This is a genomic window from Lentibacillus sediminis (assembly GCF_002763455.1).
Taxonomy (GTDB): Bacteria; Bacillota; Bacilli; order Bacillales; family Amphibacillaceae; genus Lentibacillus_D; species Lentibacillus_D sediminis_A.
The window spans coordinates 252,113-271,487 of sequence record NZ_NIXK01000002.1; the positions used below are offsets into that span (position 1 = coordinate 252,113).

13 protein-coding genes are annotated in these 19,375 nt (G+C 45.8%); 1 reads left to right on the forward strand and 12 read right to left on the reverse strand.

The window, feature by feature from the left end:
- Nucleotides 1-203 precede the first annotated feature (203 nt).
- Nucleotides 204-1,337 (forward strand): zinc-dependent alcohol dehydrogenase, encoded by a 1,134-nt coding sequence (locus CEG13_RS05385; protein WP_100010847.1) that lies wholly within the window; start codon nt 204-206, stop codon nt 1,335-1,337.
- A 36-nt stretch (nt 1,338-1,373) separates the two neighbouring features.
- Here CEG13_RS05385 and CEG13_RS05390 read toward each other — a convergent pair whose 3' ends face one another.
- The 12 genes from CEG13_RS05390 to CEG13_RS05445 all read right to left on the reverse strand — a co-directional run bounded on the left by CEG13_RS05390 (nt 1,374) and on the right by CEG13_RS05445 (nt 19,202).
- Nucleotides 1,374-2,237 carry a 5'-3' exonuclease gene (locus tag CEG13_RS05390; RefSeq protein WP_100010848.1) on the reverse strand — a complete coding sequence of 288 codons (864 nt, stop codon included), beginning with the start codon at nt 2,235-2,237 and terminating at the stop codon, nt 1,374-1,376.
- On the reverse strand, nt 2,238-5,903 hold the full coding sequence (locus tag CEG13_RS05395; RefSeq protein ID WP_100010849.1) for a dynamin family protein: 3,666 nt from the start codon (nt 5,901-5,903) through the stop codon (nt 2,238-2,240).
- A gap of 172 nt (nt 5,904-6,075) precedes the next feature.
- The gene (locus CEG13_RS05400) at nt 6,076-7,605 is read right to left on the reverse strand and encodes an acyl-CoA carboxylase subunit beta (RefSeq protein ID WP_100010850.1); all 1,530 of its coding nucleotides are present in this window, start codon (nt 7,603-7,605) and stop codon (nt 6,076-6,078) included.
- Between the two features lie 16 nt (nt 7,606-7,621).
- On the reverse strand, nt 7,622-8,401 hold the full coding sequence (locus tag CEG13_RS05405) for an enoyl-CoA hydratase (protein WP_100010851.1): 780 nt from the start codon (nt 8,399-8,401) through the stop codon (nt 7,622-7,624).
- Between the two features lie 39 nt (nt 8,402-8,440).
- Entirely contained in the window at nt 8,441-8,656 is a 216-nt protein-coding gene (locus CEG13_RS05410) for an acetyl-CoA carboxylase biotin carboxyl carrier protein subunit (protein WP_100010852.1), read from the reverse strand.
- On the reverse strand, nt 8,644-10,023 hold the full coding sequence (locus tag CEG13_RS05415) for an acetyl-CoA carboxylase biotin carboxylase subunit (protein ID WP_100010853.1): 1,380 nt from the start codon (nt 10,021-10,023) through the stop codon (nt 8,644-8,646). The genes CEG13_RS05410 and CEG13_RS05415 overlap by 13 nt, the downstream gene beginning before the upstream one ends.
- 39 nt (nt 10,024-10,062) lie before the next feature.
- Nucleotides 10,063-11,205, reverse strand: a complete 1,143-nt coding sequence (locus CEG13_RS05420) for an acyl-CoA dehydrogenase (protein WP_100010854.1) — start codon at nt 11,203-11,205, stop codon at nt 10,063-10,065.
- A gap of 196 nt (nt 11,206-11,401) precedes the next feature.
- Complete coding sequence (gene parC, locus CEG13_RS05425; protein ID WP_100010855.1) at nt 11,402-13,858, reverse strand: DNA topoisomerase IV subunit A; 2,457 nt, start codon at nt 13,856-13,858, stop codon at nt 11,402-11,404.
- 12 nt (nt 13,859-13,870) lie between these two features.
- Nucleotides 13,871-15,826 carry a DNA topoisomerase IV subunit B gene (gene parE / locus CEG13_RS05430; RefSeq protein ID WP_100010856.1) on the reverse strand — a complete coding sequence of 652 codons (1,956 nt, stop codon included), beginning with the start codon at nt 15,824-15,826 and terminating at the stop codon, nt 13,871-13,873.
- Nucleotides 15,827-16,175: 349 nt separating this feature from the next.
- Nucleotides 16,176-16,598, reverse strand: coding sequence for a CoA-binding protein (locus CEG13_RS05435; protein WP_100010857.1), 423 nt, complete (start codon nt 16,596-16,598; stop codon nt 16,176-16,178).
- 14 nt (nt 16,599-16,612) lie between these two features.
- Nucleotides 16,613-18,139, reverse strand: coding sequence for an ABC transporter permease/substrate-binding protein (locus CEG13_RS05440; RefSeq protein ID WP_100010858.1), 1,527 nt, complete (start codon nt 18,137-18,139; stop codon nt 16,613-16,615).
- On the reverse strand, nt 18,132-19,202 hold the full coding sequence (locus tag CEG13_RS05445) for an ABC transporter ATP-binding protein (RefSeq protein WP_100010859.1): 1,071 nt from the start codon (nt 19,200-19,202) through the stop codon (nt 18,132-18,134). Before CEG13_RS05445 ends, CEG13_RS05440 begins: the two co-directional genes overlap by 8 nt.
- Between the last annotated feature and the right edge of the window lie 173 nt (nt 19,203-19,375).

The following is a 19,375-nucleotide window of genomic DNA, read 5'->3' on the forward strand; positions in this document are numbered from 1 at the left end:
CATTGTTTCTTCCAACGTACACCAGCTTCCCACAGTAAGTCAACGAGAGGAGGGCCAGGGGTATGCCTATATACCCAGCAGTGTATAAAGTCCAACTTGTGGGGTATATAAGGGTACACCCTTGGGTATGCCCATTACCCGGTCGTATAAATTGGGGCGTTTAGTAAAATTTAAGGAAAAGGCACGTAAAAGGAGATAAATTAATGAAGGCTGTTACCTATCAAGGAAAACAGGAAATTGCTGTGAAAACGGTAGAAGCGCCAACGATCCAGGATTCGGAAGATGTCATTATCCGTGTGACGTCAACCGCAATATGCGGCTCCGACCTGCATTTGTATCAGGGCAATTTTCCCTTGCCGATTGGCTATATCATCGGACATGAACCGATGGGAATTGTAGAAGAGACAGGACCCGATGTCACTAAGGTGAAAAAAGGTGACCGTGTGGTAATCCCGTTTACCGTGGCGTGCGGCAACTGTGAGTACTGCAATCACCATCAGGAGAGTCAATGTGACAATTCCAACCCGCATTATGATTCCGGTGGTTATTTCGGCTATTCCGAGAAGTTTGGGAACTACCCAGGCGGGCAGGCAGAGTATTTACGTGTGCCTTTCGGAAACTATACGCCATTTCTGATACCGGAGAACTGCGAATTGGAGGATGAAAAACTGCTGTTTCTTTCCGATGTGCTCCCTACCGCCTATTGGAGTGTGGAGCATGCCGGAGTCAAGCCGGGCGATACAGTGATTGTGCTTGGCTGCGGGCCGATTGGGTTAATGGCACAGAAATTTGCCTGGCAGAAAGGGGCAGAACGAGTCATTGCTGTAGATCATCTGGATTACCGGCTCAAATCTGCCAGACAAACCAATAAAACAGAAGTGTTTGATTTCACGGAAGACAAGGATATGGGAGAAACCCTGAAAGAGATCACCAAAGGCGGTGCAGACAAGGTAATTGATTGCGTGGGGATGGATGGCAAAAAATCCCCGCTGGAATATGTGGAACAAAAACTGAAATTGCAGGGCGGCACGCTGGGACCGATTCAAATCGCCACAAAAGCAGTAAAAAAATGGGGTACTGTTCAACTTACCGGGGTGTACGGCGGGCTTTACAATATGTTTCCGCTGGGGCCATTCTTTGTCCGTAATGTAACCTTGAAAATGGGACAGGCACCTGCCAGGAGTTATATGGATAAACTGTATAAGCAAATTGTGAACGAAGAGATAGATCCGACTGACATTATTACCCATTCCCTGCCTTTAGCAGAAGCGTCTTATGGCTACGATATTTTTAATGAGCGTAAAGATTCCTGTATTAAGGTGGTTTTGAAACCATAAAAAAGTCGCCCGCTCAGGCGACTTTTTATCGATCTATTACAGTAATTTAGCGAGATTCCGAAATTCCAGCTCTGTGAATTTCTCCCCTACTTTATTCTTATCATACTGCCAGATGGCTTGGGGCAGTTCACAATGGACCGGCACATCACATTTGATCTCGGCCAGTTGTCTCGACAGCTGCAGCATGTCCATATTTGCTTTAATCTTTGTTTGTACGCCTTTTGGCAATTGTTCAAGATTCTCCAGCAGCTGATCAATCGTTTCATACTCCTGAATCAATTTGAGGGCTGTTTTTTCTCCAATTCCTTTTACACCAGGATAATTGTCCGAGGTGTCTCCCATCAGGCCTTTTAAGTCAATAATCTGCTTTGGTGTAATTCCCTTTTTCTCATAAAAATTGCTGGCATTAAACCTTTCGTAATTACCAATCCCTTTTTTCATGATCGCTACCTCAATGCCTTCATCCACAAGCTGCAGAATATCCTGATCACCCGTCAGAATAACCACGTCATTCTCCTTCTGGTAAGCTTTTGCCAAGGTGCCGATACAGTCATCTGCCTCAAAGTTTTCTATACCGATATTGGGCATATTAAAGCTTTCCGTAACTTCTTTTACCAGATCAAACTGCGGAACCAGCTCGACCGGCGGTTCCCCTCTGTTTGCTTTATATCCTTCATACATCTCTGTGCGAAAGGTTTTGCTCCCCATATCCCAGCAGCAGATCACATGGGTCGGATGAAAGGTATTTACCGCATCGAGAAAATAACGCATAAACTGATACACCCCGTTCGTCGGGAGACCTCTATTTGTCATCATAAAATTTCCGCGAAAAGCGGTGGCAAAGAAACCTCGGAATAGTAGCGCCATGCCATCAACCAGCAGCACTTTTTGTCTATCCAATTATCCCATCTCCTCTTCCTTATATTGATTGGTAATCTCCTGCAGCATCTGCTGTTTTTCCTGTAAAAACTCCATATCCGCAGGTGTGTCCATCATTTCCAAATGCCGGGTAATATGCTCATCAGCCCGCTTCCATGCTTCGTTTATTTTCTGATTCGCTGCACGATTCCATTGCTTTTGATAGTGCTCTTGCATCAGCGACTGGTTTTCCTGCAGATAGGCTTTCATATGATCGCTTAAAACGGTGAAAATTTGTTCTTTCATTTGTTCTTTTTCATTGTTAACAAAGAAAGCTTTTGTTCCTCGATAACCAGCTAAAATCTTGGCAAATTCGGTCAGTTCGAGATGCTGAAATGCTCGCTGATAGGAGGGTGTTTCCAGATCAGCAGGTGTGATTTCCGGCAGCTTAAATGTCTCATCGGTTTCCCTTGAGGATTTAGCCAGACGCTGTTGAAGCTGGTCCTCACAGCTGGCGATATAGGATTCCAGTCTTAGAGAAACTGCCTGTAGCTCCTGCTTTATCTCCCTTCCTGCATAATCAATCAGCTGCTGGAGGGCAGTTTTTAATTGCGTCACTGCCTTTTTCCCCGACTCGGTGATGGTCGTTGGGTTAAATGATTCCTTAAACATGTCATGGTAGCGGATCGAAAGACGTTCATGAATATAATAGACTTGTTTTTCTGTCTTTTGCTTAATTTGTTCACTGAAAAGATCAGTTTCCACCCCAGTAATCACCTGTTCAAGCAACACCTTTTTACGAAGCAGTTCCTGTCTGTGATCTTCTTTTTCCGCTGCATCAAGCTGGATGGTCTTCATGTAATCCTTTAGCGCCTGATCCGCCCTCCTGATGTCCTCTATTGCTGATTGAACCGTCAATGCCTGCAAATCATTATGAATGAAACCGAAAAATTCTCTTTCCAGTTCTTCCATATTTGCATTCAGACTCTGCCCCAGTTTCTTTTCTTTCACCGCCTGTTTGCTCGAGACGGGAAAAAGGCGCGGCAAACGTATTCCCAATAGCAGCAGCTGTTCCTGGACATAATTCGTGACCAGCTTCAATTCCTGGTGGTCGGCAGCCAAATCTGCAGCATTAACAATAAAAAACATTTTATCCATGGCAAATGCGTCTTTTACACGACCCAGCTGCATGAGAAAATCTTTATCAGCACGGGACAGGGCGTGATTGTAATAAGTGACATAAAGAATGGCATCCGCATGTTTGATATAGTCAAACGATACATTAGTATGCCGCGCATTGACCGAATCGGCTCCCGGGGTGTCCACAAGCGTAATCCCTTTTCTGGTGACGGAGCAATCATAATAAAAATCCACGGAATCAATATAACAGGCTTTCGTTTCATCCGTAACATAAGAGGCGAACGCTTCCTGCGATACCGTAATTGTTTCTCCAATGTTTTCCTTGTTTTGCGGGTAGCCGGCAATGACTGCCTGTAAATAAGTTTGATGCATATTGCTTAATGTCTCGCTCTGATCAATTTTTTCTTCGCTGATCCAATTAAGCATTCCGTTAAGGTTCTTCTCACTTGGCGATAAATGCTTCGTGATCTCCAATAAATCAGTCCGTAAGCTATCCTCATCCTTCAGGGTGATAACGGCAGTCCCGTGCCTCCTTTCTGCGGTGACTGGGCGAATTCGTGTTACCGCAGCAGTCGTTGGGTTGGGCGAAACAGCCAAAACCGTGTCTCCAAGGAGAGCATTGGCAAAAGAAGATTTGCCGGCACTAAAGGCACCGAACAAGGCAATCGTATAGCTTCGATTAGCTAAACTTTCCTCTTTTGCATGCAAGTCTGGAACGAAGGAGTTGAACCCTGGCAGATCATTGATAATTTTAAGTGTCTCGTTCACGCTTTGCCGGACTTTTTCTGCAGGTGTCTGGTTTTTGTTCTCTTCCCGCGGCTTGCTGGCAATTTTGTCTTGCTTTGGAGATGCTTGCCGCTTGTTATTTCTTGTTGTATCGGCGTCTTTTATAACCAGTTCAGATCTGGATCTGATCACTTCCTCTATTAGCACCCTGCCTGAATCGCCAAGTGTTGGATCGGAGTACTGCCGGTGCAGCAGTTCGCGTGCTTCTTTCCATTGCGACTGAAGTTCCGATCGTTTTCTGGATTGCTTTTGTAAATGTTCCAGCCGGGAAAGCCTGTCCTCGGTTTCTTTGATAAATTGCCTGTTTTTCTGACAGACCGCCTCCTCAACAGCAGTCCATATATCGTTAGCTTTTTGTTTATAACGCCGTTTCACATCAGCTGCAATGTCATTGGTATAATTCAGCAAATAATCCCCGTTTAATTTGGCTCCTGGCTTTAACAGGCGCTGCAAATCCTTTATTGTATAATTAATTTTGAGGTCCTGCAGCCTTTTTTGCAGACTGGGATCATCCACCTGATAACTATTTAGTACTTGTAGCAGTTTATCACGCAGTTTCCACTGAACGGCTGCCTCGATATTCTCCTGGAGAGCCATTAAGAAATCATCTGTTCTAGCCTTTCTTTCCTCCGTTGTTTTTTTCTTTGAAGCAAATATTCCCACCTTGAAATTTTTTTCCTGGGACACGAGAAACCGTTCTGCTTTATCACGAAGGTCTGCCGGCATTAAATAAGCATTTTTCAGCGTATTGTTCAATTCCTGTTTATACTTGCTTCCCATATCAGCAGGCTCGTTCTTTTGCTCCATAAGCTCACGTTTTAATTCCTCTTTTTCAAGAAAAAGAGCTTCAATAGGACTAATTGCTTCTTCCTCGTATTCCGCGAGCATTTCTTCATAGTTGGACTGAAGAAATGCTTCGTGCTCCCTGACTACCTGTTTAACAGATGCATCGATATTCCAATGCGATTCTTTTTCTTTCATCATCTCATTAACTGTTTGTTGTATAGCAGGAAACTGATTATGGCTCGCCCCTTGTTCTTTCAGAGAGGAATAAAACACGCTGGTGGGTTTCAACTCCCATTGATCAAACGTTTGTTTAACACTCTTTTCGAATGCAGAGAAGGCGATTTCTGTTTCATCATGCTTATCAATCTGATTAATAATAATCGAATATGGGGTTCGTTGTTTCTGCAAATTTTGCAGAAACACGAGGTTCACCTCGGATTGCACATGGTTATAATCCATGATATAAAACAAGTGATCCACCAGATGCAGGGAAGATTCTGTAATCACCCTGTCGGCATCATCAGCCGCATCGATCCCCGGCGTATCAACCAGAGCAGTACCAGGCGGAAGCAGCTGTTTTGCCGTGCTGATCTCTATCTTTTTAATCGCTTCCTTATCCTTGGTGTATTGTTTTATCATTTCCATGTCATATGGTTCATGGTATTCTTCCGGTCTTCCTTCTTTGAAAAACACCCTTGCTATCCCTTTGCCGGAAGTGAGTTTGACAATATTGGCACTGGTCGGTATCGGGCTTTTCGGTAAAATTTCTTCACCCAAAAGAGCATTAATCATCGAGGATTTACCGGCGGAGAAATGCCCGGCAAAACTGATTACCAGCTCCCCTTGCTGTGATTTTTCATAAATATCGCTTAGTTTCGCAGCGTTTATCTCATCCTGATGGTTGATCATTATCTGGTAAAGTGCTGCGATTAGTATTGGTGATGTTTGTTCTGTGATGCGGCTCTTAACAACCAACGGCTTTCTTTCCCTTCCCATTGAACCTTACTCAACTGCTTTTTTGTTCAAGTGTATTCCATCCCCCATTTTACCATACTATTCGGTGATGTTGAATCGGTTCTGAACACCTTGGGTTTACATAATATTATTATTGCAAATAAGCCACAAAAAAAGCTCTGATATATTAAAATATCAAAGCTTTTATATGCTGTTACACTGGATAGACACCATGCTTTCTTTCTGTAAAGGTGACATGTTTTGCTTCATAGATGGTGAATCGCCGGCTTAATTCTTCACGCAGTTTGTCCGGATTAACCACTGCATCAATTACCAGCTCGGATGCCAAACGGTAAATATCAATATTTTCCTTGTATTCTTCCTGTTTTTCTTTAATAAAGGCCGCGCGTTCATCTTCCGACAGTTCGGCAATCTTGTTGGCATAAACCGCGTTCACAGCTGCTTCCGGCCCCATTACCGCAATTTTTGCAGTGGGGAGTGCGATGCAGCAATCCGGTTCAAAGGCAGGCCCGGCCATGGCATATAGGCCCGCTCCGTATGCTTTCCTTACTACTACAGAAATTTTAGGAACCGTGGCTTCACTCATCGCTGCCAGCATCTTTGCTCCATGACGGATGATGCCTGCCTGTTCCACTTTTGTTCCGATCATGAATCCTGGGATATCTGCAAGAAAAAGCAAAGGAATATTAAAAGCGTCACATAACTGGATAAATTTAGCCGCTTTGTCTGCCGAATCCGGAAAAAGCACCCCGCCTTTCATTTTCGGCTGGTTGGCGATAATCCCCACCGGTCTGCCGTCTATCCGTGCAAGTCCAGTAATTAACTCTTTGGCAAACTTTTTCTTCACTTCACAAAAGCTGTCTTCATCGATGATTTGCTGGATCAAATCATGCATATTGAATGGTGCGTTATCATTTTCCGGAATTAAATCGGTAATGCTTTTCTCGAATGATTTAGCTTCTTTAGCCTGAATAGTTTTCGGCTTTTCCCGGAAACTGGCCGGAAAGTAGTTTAAATAATTACGGGTGTAATCAATTGCAGCTTCTTCGGTTTTTACGAGTACATCCCCCACGCCGGAGACAGATGCATGCATTTTGGCTCCGCCCATTTCTTCGAGACTTACTTTCTCTCCAATGACCTTTTCCGCCATTCTCGGTGAGCCTAGATACATCGAGGCATTGCCCTCGACCATGATGACAATATCGCAAAACGCAGGGATGTAAGCTCCCCCTGCCGCTGAAGGTCCAAACAGCAGACAAACCTGCGGCACTCTGCCGGATAATTTTATCTGATTATGGAAAATCCTCCCGGCACCGCGTCTGCCTGGAAACATTTCAATCTGGTCTGTGATCCGCGCTCCGGCTGAATCAACCAGATAGATCATAGGAATTTCCAGCTTTTCAGCGGTTTCCAGAATGCGTAGAATTTTCTCGACCGTTCGTTTTCCCCAGGATCCCGCTTTGACGGTAGAATCATTGGCCATAACCGCTACATCCTGGCCATTCACCTTGCCGATCCCGGTGACAACACCGTCAGAGGGAAGGCTTCCATCTATACAATTGGCAAAAAAAGCATCTTCTATATCCATTCCATTATCAAACATCAGCTCCAGCCGTTTGCGGACAAACAGCTTTCCCTTTGCTTCGTTCTTCTGATGATACTTTTCGCTTCCGCCTTCTTCTATCTTTGCTATGCGCTGTTCTAAATCATCTATATAAGACATCTTCACCCTCCTCGCTCTATTCTCCCTTGTAGTCAGGCTTTCGTTTTTCCTTAAAGGCAGCCAGTCCTTCCTGACGGTCCGTGGTAGGAATGGTTTCTTTATAGCTCAAATGTTCAATCGACAAACCGGTATGGATATCTGTCTGCATGCCTTGGTTGATCGCTATCTTTGCCTGTCTTAAGGCGATCGGGCCATTTGCCGCAATGGTTTCGGCAAGCTTTATAGCTTCTTCCAGCAGCGTTTCTCTCTCGGAAAGCTGTTCTACCAGCCCTAATCTTAGTGCTTCAGCAGCATCGACCGGCTTTGCTGAGAAAATTAAGCGCTTTGCCTGGCCGATGCCGATCAGCCGAGGCAGGCGCTGAGTGCCCCCAGCTCCAGGGATAATCGCCAATGACGTTTCTGTAAGACCCATTTTTGCATCTATTCGAGCGATACGGATATCACAGGCCAGGGCGAGTTCCAAACCGCCGCCAAAAGCTGCTCCGTTTATCGCTGCAATCAGTGGAACCGGCAAGTTTTCAGCGGCAGCTGCTACATTGCCGATCTGCCTGACCGCTTTAATCACTTCCTTATCTGACATTCCTTTTCGTTCTTTTAAATCTGCTCCGGCACAGAACGCTTTCTCCCCTGCGCCAGTAAGAATGGCACAATAAATTGTCGGATCTTCTGCTGCATTGCTGAACGCTTCTTCCAGTTCTTCCAGCAATGCCAATGACATGGCATTAGCTGCCTGGGGACGATTTAATGTAATGACCGCTATATGTTCACCCACTCGGGTAACTTGCACTAAATTCATAATCTAACTCCTTTAACTGCAGGCAGTCCTGCAAACTTATCAGGATTCGATAATGGCAATAACGTCGCCCTCATTGACAAAATCGCCTTCTGTCACTTTTAGTTCTTTCACGGTACCATCTTCTTCTGCTGCGATAGGGATTTCCATTTTCATCGATTCAAGGATGACAATGTCCTGATCTTCCTCTACCTGCTCGCCTTCTTTCACAACGATCTTCCATACGTTCCCTGCCATGGTTGCTTTTACTTCTTCCATGATTTTTCCTCCTTTTTTTGGGTTACTTCCGGCAGATAATACTGCTCGACAAAGGCAGTTGTTGTATTTCCTGCCTGAAAATGTTCATTATCCGCAATAATCCTGAGCATGGGGATATTTGTTTTGATCCCCTCCACATGATAATTGCTGAGTGCTTCTTTTAACCGGGCGATTGCCTGCTTGCGGTCGGCCCCTTTTACGACCAGCTTACCGATCATCGGATCATAAAACGGAGTTACATCATAATTGCTCCTTACAGCTATTTCGTTGCGTACCTTTGGGCCGTCAGGTACATCAAACACAGAGATATGTCCCGGCGATGGGAAAAAGGTGACCGGATCTTCTGCATAGATTCGTGCCTCGATGGCATGACCATCTATCACCAGCTCATCTTGAACAATACTAAGTGCTCTGCCATCTGCAATATTCAGCTGTTCTTTTACAATATCCAGGCCGGTAATCTCTTCTGTAACCGGATGTTCCACCTGAATGCGTGTATTCATTTCAAGAAAATAGAACTGCTCTTCTTCATCCACTAGAAATTCAATCGTTCCGGCGTTGGTATAGCCGATTTGCCTGGCCGCTTTAATCGCTGTCTCCCCCATTTTGTTTCGTGTTTGCTTGGAAATAAACGGAGAAGGGGCTTCTTCAATTACTTTCTGGTTGCGCCGCTGAATGGAGCATTCTCGTTCAAACAGGTGTACGGCATTACCATGCTCGTCTGCCAGCAGCTGAATCTCCACATGGCGGGCATGCTCAATTTTCTTTTCCATAAACATCGCGCCGTCACCGAAAAAGGTTTCGGCACGCCTGGAGTTTGCAGAAAATGCTTTTTTCAACTCTTTATCATCTCGAACGACCTGCATGCCGATTCCTCCACCGCCAGCGGAAGCTTTCAGCATGATTGGATAGCCAATGGACTGAGCGATTTCTACTGCTTCTTCCGCAGAAGCAACAGCACCATCCGTTCCCGGAACGACTGGCACTCCCGCTTCCTGCATTGCTTTTCGAGCAGCAATTTTACTTCCCATTATCTTCATTACTTCACTCGAAGGACCAATGAAAATCAGCCCTTCTTCGCGGCATCTTGTAGCAAATTGCCCATTCTCACTCAGAAAGCCGTAGCCCGGGTGAATGGCATCTGCTTCCCTTTCTTTGGCCACCTCAATAATTTTCTCTATGTTTAAATAGCTTTCATTTACTTTTGGTGGGCCAATCAAATACGCCTGATCAGCCATAGAAACAAATGGCGCCTGCTGGTCGGCTTCTGAATATACAGCAACCGTTTCCACATTCAGTTTTTTGCAGGTGCGGATAATTCTTGCTGCGATCTCTCCCCGGTTCGCAATAAGCACTCGTCGAATCATAGATTTTCCCCCTCATCCCGAATTGCTGCATCTATTAAACTAACAGCCTAGTTGCCTCGCAATCACCATACGCTGAATTTCTGATGTACCTTCCCCGATTTCCAAAAGTTTCGCGTCTCTCAAATACCTTTCCACTTCATATTCGCGCATGTATCCATAACCGCCGTGAATCTGAATAGCCTGATTGGCATTGCGGAAGGCGGTTTCCGTAGCATACAATTTGGCATAAGCAGCTTCTTTGCCGAATGGCTTGTTGTTATCTTTCAGCCAGGCTGCCTTATGTACCATATTTCTCGCCAGTTCCACTTCCATCGCCATATCGGCAAGCTTGAACTGAATTGCCTGGAAGCTGGAGATTGGCTTTCCGAATTGCTTCCTCTCTTTTGCATAGCTGAGTGCCCTGTCCAGTGACCCCTGGGCAATGCCGAGGCCAAGTGCAGCAATTGATATTCTTCCCCCGTCCAATGTATGCAGAAACTGGTTAAAGCCTTTATGTGCCTCCCCCAGCAAATTTTCTTTTGGAACCCGCACGTCGTTTAAAACGATCTCTGCTGTATCAGAACCGCGGACGCCCATTTTGTCATAGTCACTGCTGATGGTGATTCCTTTCGTATCCGCTGGCACAATGATCGAGGAAATAGCATTTTGCCCTTTTTCATTTTTTCCTGTGATAGCGGTTACAATAAGGAACTTGGCATACCCTGCGTTGGTAATAAAACACTTTTCTCCGTTAATGACATAATCGTCTCCATCTTCCACTGCAGTTGTCTGTGTCCCCCCGGCATCAGACCCGGCATTCGGCTCTGTCAGCCCAAAGGAGGCCAAGGCTTCCCCTTTTGCCAGTGGGACCAGGTAATTTTGCTTTTGTTCTTCTGTACCAAAGTAGTATATAGGACTTGCTCCAAGTGAGACCGCTGCTGCGTAGCTCAGACCGGTACTGCCGCAGACACGGCCGATTTCCTCTACCGCCAGTGCATAAGAAAGTGTATCCGCTCCAGCGCCGCCGTATTCTTCTGGGAAAGGAATCCCCAAAAGGCCCAACTCTCCCATTTGCTCAAAAATGTCAACAGGAAATTTTGCTTCTTTATCAATCTCTATTGCCCGCGGCTGAATAACCTCATCCGCAAATTCTTTTACCATCTTCTTAACCATCAGCTGTTCTTTTGATAATTCGAAATCCATCTCTTATCCTCCTTATTCCGAGTGTCCGGTGCTTTATCTTAATTGAATCGGATATAAACGGGATAGAGAGGGAAAACTTGAAAATCTATTTGCCCGTTTCCCCTCTTCTCCATTTTACAAAATCCTCTCATACTTTACCATATTTTTCAGAATGTATAAAGGATTATTGCTGAAGCAGAACCATTTTACGATTGCGCTATTCTTTCTCCTCTTCTTCCGCGAATGGTTTAACATAAGCGGCTTCCTTCCATACTTCGGCCACTTCGCCCTGGTTATCTGAATCTACGATAAACGAGCCGTTGCTGGACCGGTCACTGACAGATAACTGCAATGGATAAACGCTGTGCGAGACTCCATTTGTTGTGGTGAACCGCAAATTATCTCTTTCTTCCAAAGCAAAAAATCCTCGTACTTCATGCGGTTTTCGTTTTAATTCCCGCAGCATGGCAACCCCTCGCTTGGCGCGGCCGGTTCGTTCGAATTCCTGCAGCCGCATCCGCTTGCATGCCCCTCGTTGGGTGACGAGCACCAGTGAAGGCGCAGCCAGTTCATCAAACACCTGGCCGTTGACCACATACTCATCCTTCTTCAATTGAATCGCTTTTACTCCTGCCGCCCGCTGCCCGACAGGGGAAACCTCGGTTTCATGATACCAGAGTCCAAATCCTTTGTTTGAAGCAACAAATAGTTCCGAATGTCCGCTGGTTTGGCATACATTGATCACCTCATCCCCCGCCTTCAAGTTTAACGCAACCAGCGCCTTGGCAAACCGTTTTGTATCATAAAGTTTCCGTTCGCTTCGTTTGACCATGCCATTTTTGGTGAAAAAAACAAGGTATTGGTCTGTTTCAAATGTGCGGACAGGGATCGTTTGAATGACCTGTTCATCCTTATCCAGGGCTGCAAAATTGGACATATGCTGCCCAAGGTCTTTCCAGCGGATATCCGGCAGCTGATGGACAGGCAGCACGAGATACCTTCCCTTATTGGTAAAGAGCAAAATCTTATCTGTTGTATTCAATTCGAGAAGACCAATTACATGGTCTCCTTCCTTAATTGCCAGATCCTCGCCACCTGAGGCTCCGTAGGAACGCAGGCTTGTCCGCTTCACATAACCGTCTTTGGTTGCTGTAACCACGACATCTTCCCTGGCGACGGTCACTTCAATATTAATTTTGAGCTCCTCAATCTTCTCCTCAATAACAGACCTCCTTGGATCAGCGAAGGTTTTCTTTATTTGCTTCAAATCTTTTTTAATGGTTTGATGCAGCTTCTTCTCGCTCCCGAGGATAGCTTCCAGTTCCGTGATCCGCTTGCTGAGCTCTTCTGCCTCGTTTTCCAGTGAGGTGATATCCGTGTTGGTTAAACGGTATAATTGCAGTGTCACGATCGCTTCCGCCTGTGCTTCGGTGAAACCATACGCCCCCATGATCCGCTTTTTGGCATCCTGCTTATCCTTGGATGCACGGATTGCAGCAATCAGTTCATCAAGAACGGAGATCGCTTTAATTAATCCTTCGACAATGTGCGCGCGGTCTTTCGCCTTGGCTAAATCAAAGGAGGTCTGCCTTGTGACCACGTCTTTCTGATGGCCAATATAGGCATCCAGCATTTGTGGCAGTGAAAGAAGCTTCGGAGTTTTATCCTGAATCGCCACCATATTAAAGTGATAAGTAACCTGCAGATCGGTGTTTTTATACAGGTAATTCAGCACCCCTTCACTATTGGCGTCCTTTTTCAGTTCGATGACGACCCGCATGCCGGTCCGATCTGTCTCATCGCGGACTTCCGCAATTCCTTCGACTTTCCGGTCAATTCTGAGTTCATCCATTCTCTTAACCATGCTTGCTTTGTTCACTTCATACGGGATTTCATCGATGACAATCTGCTGTCGTCCGACGCGAAGGTTTTCCACCACCGCTTTACCCCGTACAACTATTTTCCCGCGACCGGTCTCATACGCTTTTTTTATCCCATCCGTGCCCTGAATAATCCCGCCTGTGGGAAAATCAGGGCCTTTGATCACGGTCATCAGCTCGTCCACTTCTGCCTCGGGTTTCTCCATTCGCATGATTACCGCATCAATTACTTCCGCTAAATTATGCGGCGGAATGTCTGTGGCGTATCCGGCAGAAATCCCGGTGGACCCATTAACTAAAAGATTGGGGAATTTTGCCGGCAAAACGACCGGTTCCTCAGAAGTCTCATCAAAGTTTAGGACAAAATCCACGGTCTCTTTGTCGATGTCCCGCAATAATTCAGAAGCTATTTTTCCAAGCCTTGCCTCGGTATAACGCATCGCGGCATATGGATCACCGTCCATGCTTCCATTATTTCCGTGCATCTCTATCAGCACATTGCGGATTTTCCAGTCCTGGCTCAGCCGGACCATTGCTTCATAAACCGATGAATCGCCATGCGGGTGATAATTCCCGATGACCGTGCCCACTGTTTTAGCGGACTTGCGGAAATTTTTATCAAACGTATTTTTTTCTTCATGCATGGCAAAAAGAATTCGCCGCTGCACGGGTTTTAGTCCGTCCCTTGCATCTGGCAGCGCCCGGTCCTGGATGATATATTTACTGTATCTCCCGAATCTGTCGCCGATAACTTCTTCCAATGGCAGGTCCAGGTATGTTTCCTGCTGTGACATGCCAAATCCCCCTTACTCGCTGTAAATTTTCTCGTTCTCCAAAATGCTGGAGTCTTCCTCCATGCCGAATTTCACATTGTTTTCTATCCATTTCCTTCTGGGGTCGACTTTATCACCCATCAAGGTAGTTACCCGCCGTTCGGCTTTGGCCAAATCATCGATTGTCACACGGATTAATGTGCGCGTCTCAGGGTTCATCGTTGTTTCCCAGAGCTGATCTGCGTTCATTTCTCCAAGACCTTTGTAGCGCTGGATGATATAGCCGTTTTTAAATTTCTTGACTGTTTTGGCCATCTCTTCTTCATCCCACGCATAAGCTATCTGTTCTTTTTTTCCTTTGCCCTTGGATATTTTAAATAAAGGCGGGAGTGCTATAAACACCTTGCCTGCTTCCACAAGCGAGCGCATATAGCGATAGAAAAAGGTCAAAAGAAGCACCTGAATGTGGGCTCCGTCGGTATCTGCATCGGTCATGATGATAATCTTATCATATTGGACATCTTCCAGATCGAAATCACCGCCGACACCAGCTCCGATTGTATGAATGATCGTGGAAATCTCTTCATTTTTAAAGACATCTTCCAGTTTGGTTTTTTCCGTATTGACGACCTTCCCACGGAGTGGCAGGACAGCCTGGAATTTTCGGTCCCTGCCCTGTTTGGCTGAACCGCCGGCAGAGTCCCCCTCAACAAGATACAATTCATTTCGTTTTGGATTTTTTGATTGAGCAGGTGTCAGTTTTCCACTGAGCAGTGTGTCTTTTCTCCGTTTCTTTTTTCCGCTTCTCGCGTCCTCACGAGCCTTTCTTGCAGCTTCGCGTGCTTCTTTTGCCTTAATCGCCTTTTTGATCAGGAGACTTGCGGTATCCGGGTTCTCCTCCAGAAAGTAGGAAAGTTTTTCGGAAACGACACTGTCAACAATCGAACGGGCTTCCGGACTCCCCAGCTTACTTTTTGTCTGACCCTCAAACTGCAGCTTCTCTTCCGGAATTCTTACGGATACGATGGCGGTAAAGCCTTCACGAATGTCCGTGCCTTCCGGGTTCTTTTCTTTTTCCTTGATCAGATTATTTCGCCTTGCGTAGTCATTAAATGTCCGGGTGATGGCAGTGCGCGCACCGGATTCATGGGTACCCCCGTCTTTCGTCCGTACATTGTTTACAAAAGAAAGCATACTTTCTGCGTAGCCATCATTAAACTGAAACGCAACATCTACTTCAAAGCCCTGCTGTTCTCCCTCAAAGGAAACAACTTCATGAAGGACGTCTTTTTCCTCATTCAGGTAGGCAGCAAAAGATTTCAGTCCATCCGGATACTGAAAAACTTCTTTCTCGTCTGAACGCTTATCGTCCAGTTCAATTTTCAGCCCTTTTAGCAGAAATGCAGATTCCCTAAGCCTTTCTGACAGTGTCTCATAATCATAAACAATAGAGGAGAATACCTGCGGATCCGGCTTAAAATGAATAATCGTCCCCGTCTTCCTTACAGGACGCCCTTTTTCCAGAGAACCAGCAGGAATACCTCCGTTTTTAAAACGCTGATGGTAGGTGTAGCCATCGCGGAAAATTGTAACTTCCAGCCATTCTGACAGGGCATTGACAACAGAAGCCCCAACACCATGCAGTCCGCCACTCGTCTTGTAGCCGCCCTGCCCGAATTTTCCTCCTGCGTGCAAGACGGTGAAAATAACTTCAGCAGTCGATTTTCCGGTACGGTGCGTGCCGGTCGGGATCCCTCTCCCGCTGTCCTCTACCGAGATGCTGTTATCCTTATGTACCGTAACATTAATGGTATTTCCATATCCTGATAATGCCTCGTCTACTGCATTATCTACAATCTCAAATACCAGGTGGTGCAGTCCTCGGATATCGGTCGAGCCGATATACATTCCCGGTCTTTTTCTTACCGCTTCCAGTCCTTCCAGCACTTGGATGGATTCGTCGGTATATTGGGTTGACTGATTAACCAATTGACCATGTCTCCTTTCAACATAACAATTTCTCTCTTTACTATTATAATAGAACGAATGTTTGTTTTTGGCAAATGAAATTTCGCTTGTGCTTCTCTGTCCCTGTTCATCCACTAGCACAAAACGCTTAGAGTGTAACTATTAGTATACTATAATTCCCGATTCCTTGCCATTTCTCGCGGAGAAACTGCAGCGATCCCTGGGCAAGATCTTGCCGAATTACTATAACAGCTACCCTTCAACCATGCAATGTTTGAGGCGTCCAAACAAACGCCAGCAAACAAAAAACAGCACACCAGCCGCGATTGTGGACTGGCGTGCTATTTAGTAAGTTTCTTCTTTCCCAGTATTACTTGCCAACGAGTACACTGTGCACCACTTTAATACACTGATCCATGATGACGGTGAAATCCCGCTCTTTCAAATAGTGATAGGCTTCTTCATTGCTGATCCCCAGCTGTGCCCAAAACACCCGGCAGTTTACAGCTGCTGCATCCTTTGCGACCTCAGGCAGATGCTCCGGCCGGCGGAAAACATTGATGATGTCCACTTCCTCCGGTATATCCTTTAGGGAAGGGTATGCTTTTTCTCCCAGAACCTCTCCATCTATCGTCGGGTTCACCGGAATAATCCGGTATCCGTTCTCTTGCATTACTTTGGAAACTTGATGGGACGTTCGGTCCGGATTAGCGGAAAGCCCTACGACCGCAATGGTTTTCGCTGATTCGAGTATCTCCTTCATCTGTTCGTTGGACGGATTTTCCCAAGCCATTTTCAGTTCCTCCTTTAATTCTCAAGCAATCCTTCATTTATCAAATATTCCCGCGCCACTTCATTTGGTGTTCGTCCTTCATAATCGACTTGATAATTCATCTGGCGCATTTCCTGATCGGTTATTTTCCCTCCCAGCTGATTCAAAATACCCTCAAGCTCCGGATATTTTTCCAGGGTCTCTTCGCGCATCAGCGGTGCCCCCTGATATGGAGGGAAAAGATTTTCCGGATCGTCCAGGGTAACCAGTCCCAGTTCTACCATGTAACTGTCTGTGGCATAAGCATCAATCACATCCACCTCGCCGTTTGCCAGTGCTTGTTCACGGATGCCTGGCTCCATGGTGCGAATATTGTCGATGTCCAGGTTGTAAACTTCCTGCATGCCGACATAGCCGTCATACCTGTTAGTGAATTCGAGCGTGAAACCTGCTGTAATTTCATCCTCTATCGGTTTGAGATCACCAATTTCTTCCAGATTGTACTCTTCGGCCATCTCTTGGGTCGTGGCTACCGCGTAGGTGTTGTTAAAAGCCATTGGCTGCAGGAATTCCATGTTATATTCCTCTTTCATTCCCTGCTTTGCCTGTTGATACACTTCCTGACGGTCATTGCTTTCTGCCTGCTGATCCAGATGGGTAACAAGCGCTGTCCCGGTAAATTCCGGATAGATATCAATTTCTCCTCCCTGGAGAGCTTCAAAGACAAAAGCAGTTTTTCCAAGTCCCGGCTCCAATGCGACATTCAGGTCGCTTTCCTCTTCGATCAGCAATTTGTACATATTAATTAAAATCGCTGGTTCGGAACCAAGTTTCCCCCCAATCACGAGATCAGTGCCTTTTGAAGGATTAACCATTAATGGGGCAGCGACAATTAAAATGGCAGCAAGCATGAGCACAATAATTGATTTAAATCCGCTTTTGGCGGAGATTTTTTCAAATCCGCGTAAAATGATATCAAGGATGATAGCCAAAAGTGCTGCAGGAATGGCACCTAGTATAATTAAATTGATATCAGCACCGCGGTCAATGCCAAGTAAAATCAGTTCACCTAAACCGCCAGCTCCGATCAGTGCAGCAATCGTAGTTGTCCCTACAATTAATACCATTGATGTGCGGATCCCCGCCATGATTACTGGCATGGCAATCGGCAATTCCACCTTGGTTAGCCGCTTAAAGGAGTTCATCCCCATGGCAGTTGCCGCCTCTTTTAGTGGTGGACTGACTTCCTTTACACCTGTATACGTATTTCGGAGAATCGGCAACAGTCCATAAATTGTCAATGCTACAATCGCCGGTACTTTTCCTATCCCCAAAAACGGAATCAAAAATGCCAACACAGCAAGACTCGGAATTGTCTGCAGCACTGCTGATACACCGATGACCGGATCAGCCACACGCTGATATCTTGTTAGCAGCAGCCCGAGTGGTACCGAGATGATCACCGCAAATATCAAGGCAATCAGGGAGATTTGTAAATGCTCCCATGTTGTTTCCAGCAGCTGTCCCTGCCGCTGATCGAGAACGGAAAGAAACTCATTCATGGGTGATCACCCCGTTTTCCATCTTCGTGTTCTTTCTCAGAAACTCCACAATATCCTTATAGGTAATCGTACCAATAAGTTTGCTCCCTTTGACAACTGGAAAAACATGCTGGTTACTGGCTTCTATAATCTCCGTTGCCTTATACAGGGTAGGATTATTATCCAATGTGGCAGCTGCGACAGAGTTTCCATTATTAATCGTTCCAGCGAAGGTATCTTCTTCCCCTGCCACAGCATAAAAACCGCTCTCTGGAATGTTCCCCTCATCATAGTCGGCTTTGGAGATGACATGGGTTCCGGTTCGGTCGGCAATAATATCCACCATGGTCTGCCATGGGGATTTTCGCTCACCGATAAAGTCCTTTACAAATGAATTCTTTGGATGCAAAATCAGTTGCTGCGGCGTGTCAATCTGCACAGCCTCGCCATCCTTCATCAAACAGACTTTGTCACCCAGAGCCAATGCTTCATCCATGTCATGCGTTACAAACACAATCGTTTTTTGGATTTCCTTCTGCAGGTTTTGTATGTCTTTTTGCAGCTGCTCCCGGCTGATGGGATCCAGTGCACTGAATGGCTCGTCCATTAAAATAATATCCGGGTCTGCTGCAAGTGCCCGAATCACTCCGATACGCTGTTGCTGTCCGCCCGAAAGTTCTCCGGGCATCCGTTTGCGGTACTGATCAGGTTCAAGACCTACCATGTGAAGCAGCTCCTCGGTCCGCTCCCGAACCTTATTTTTCTTCCATTTTTTCATTTCAGGAACAACCGAAACGTTCTCCTCAATGGTCATATGGGGAAATAAGGCAATCTGCTGCAGCACATAGCCGATATTCCAACGAAGTTCATGCATTTTCAGATCATTAATCGGCTCATCGTTTATGTATATTGTGCCTGATGTGGGCTCGATCAGACGGTTAATCATTTTCAGACTCGTCGTTTTCCCGCAGCCGCTCGGACCAATCAAGGTGACAATTTCCCCTTTTTCCACCTTCAGCGAGAAGTTTTTTAACGCCTCGGTTCCGTCCGGATAAATTTTCGTTGCCTGGTTAAATTCAATCATCTGCCTCTTCCTTTTTCTTCTGATTATAGTCTGCTTTTTTTACCTTCCCGGTTTCTGGAGGTAGAAAACCTCATATAGACAGCAAAATTGCCTGTTTATCGAAATAAAAGGTTCTTTCTGAGGGCACTTCATGCTAAAATAACAACAGATCATCTTTATCTAACTAATCGGGA

Coding starts and splice junctions, on each gene's coding strand:
- CEG13_RS05405 (WP_100010851.1), bottom strand. CDS start 8,401: ATGAATTTAGTGCAAGTTACCCGAGTGGGTGAACATATAGCGGTCATT.
- CEG13_RS05410 (WP_100010852.1), bottom strand. CDS start 8,656: ATGGAAGAAGTAAAAGCAACCATGGCAGGGAACGTATGGAAGATCGTT.
- CEG13_RS05400 (WP_100010850.1), bottom strand. CDS start 7,605: ATGTCTTATATAGATGATTTAGAACAGCGCATAGCAAAGATAGAAGAA.
- parC (WP_100010855.1), bottom strand. CDS start 13,858: ATGTCACAGCAGGAAACATACCTGGACCTGCCATTGGAAGAAGTTATC.
- CEG13_RS05440 (WP_100010858.1), bottom strand. CDS start 18,139: ATGAATGAGTTTCTTTCCGTTCTCGATCAGCGGCAGGGACAGCTGCTG.
- CEG13_RS05445 (WP_100010859.1), bottom strand. CDS start 19,202: ATGATTGAATTTAACCAGGCAACGAAAATTTATCCGGACGGAACCGAG.
- CEG13_RS05420 (WP_100010854.1), bottom strand. CDS start 11,205: ATGGATTTCGAATTATCAAAAGAACAGCTGATGGTTAAGAAGATGGTA.
- CEG13_RS05385 (WP_100010847.1), top strand. CDS start 204: ATGAAGGCTGTTACCTATCAAGGAAAACAGGAAATTGCTGTGAAAACG.
- CEG13_RS05435 (WP_100010857.1), bottom strand. CDS start 16,598: ATGGCTTGGGAAAATCCGTCCAACGAACAGATGAAGGAGATACTCGAA.
- CEG13_RS05415 (WP_100010853.1), bottom strand. CDS start 10,023: ATGATTCGACGAGTGCTTATTGCGAACCGGGGAGAGATCGCAGCAAGA.
- CEG13_RS05395 (WP_100010849.1), bottom strand. CDS start 5,903: ATGGGAAGGGAAAGAAAGCCGTTGGTTGTTAAGAGCCGCATCACAGAA.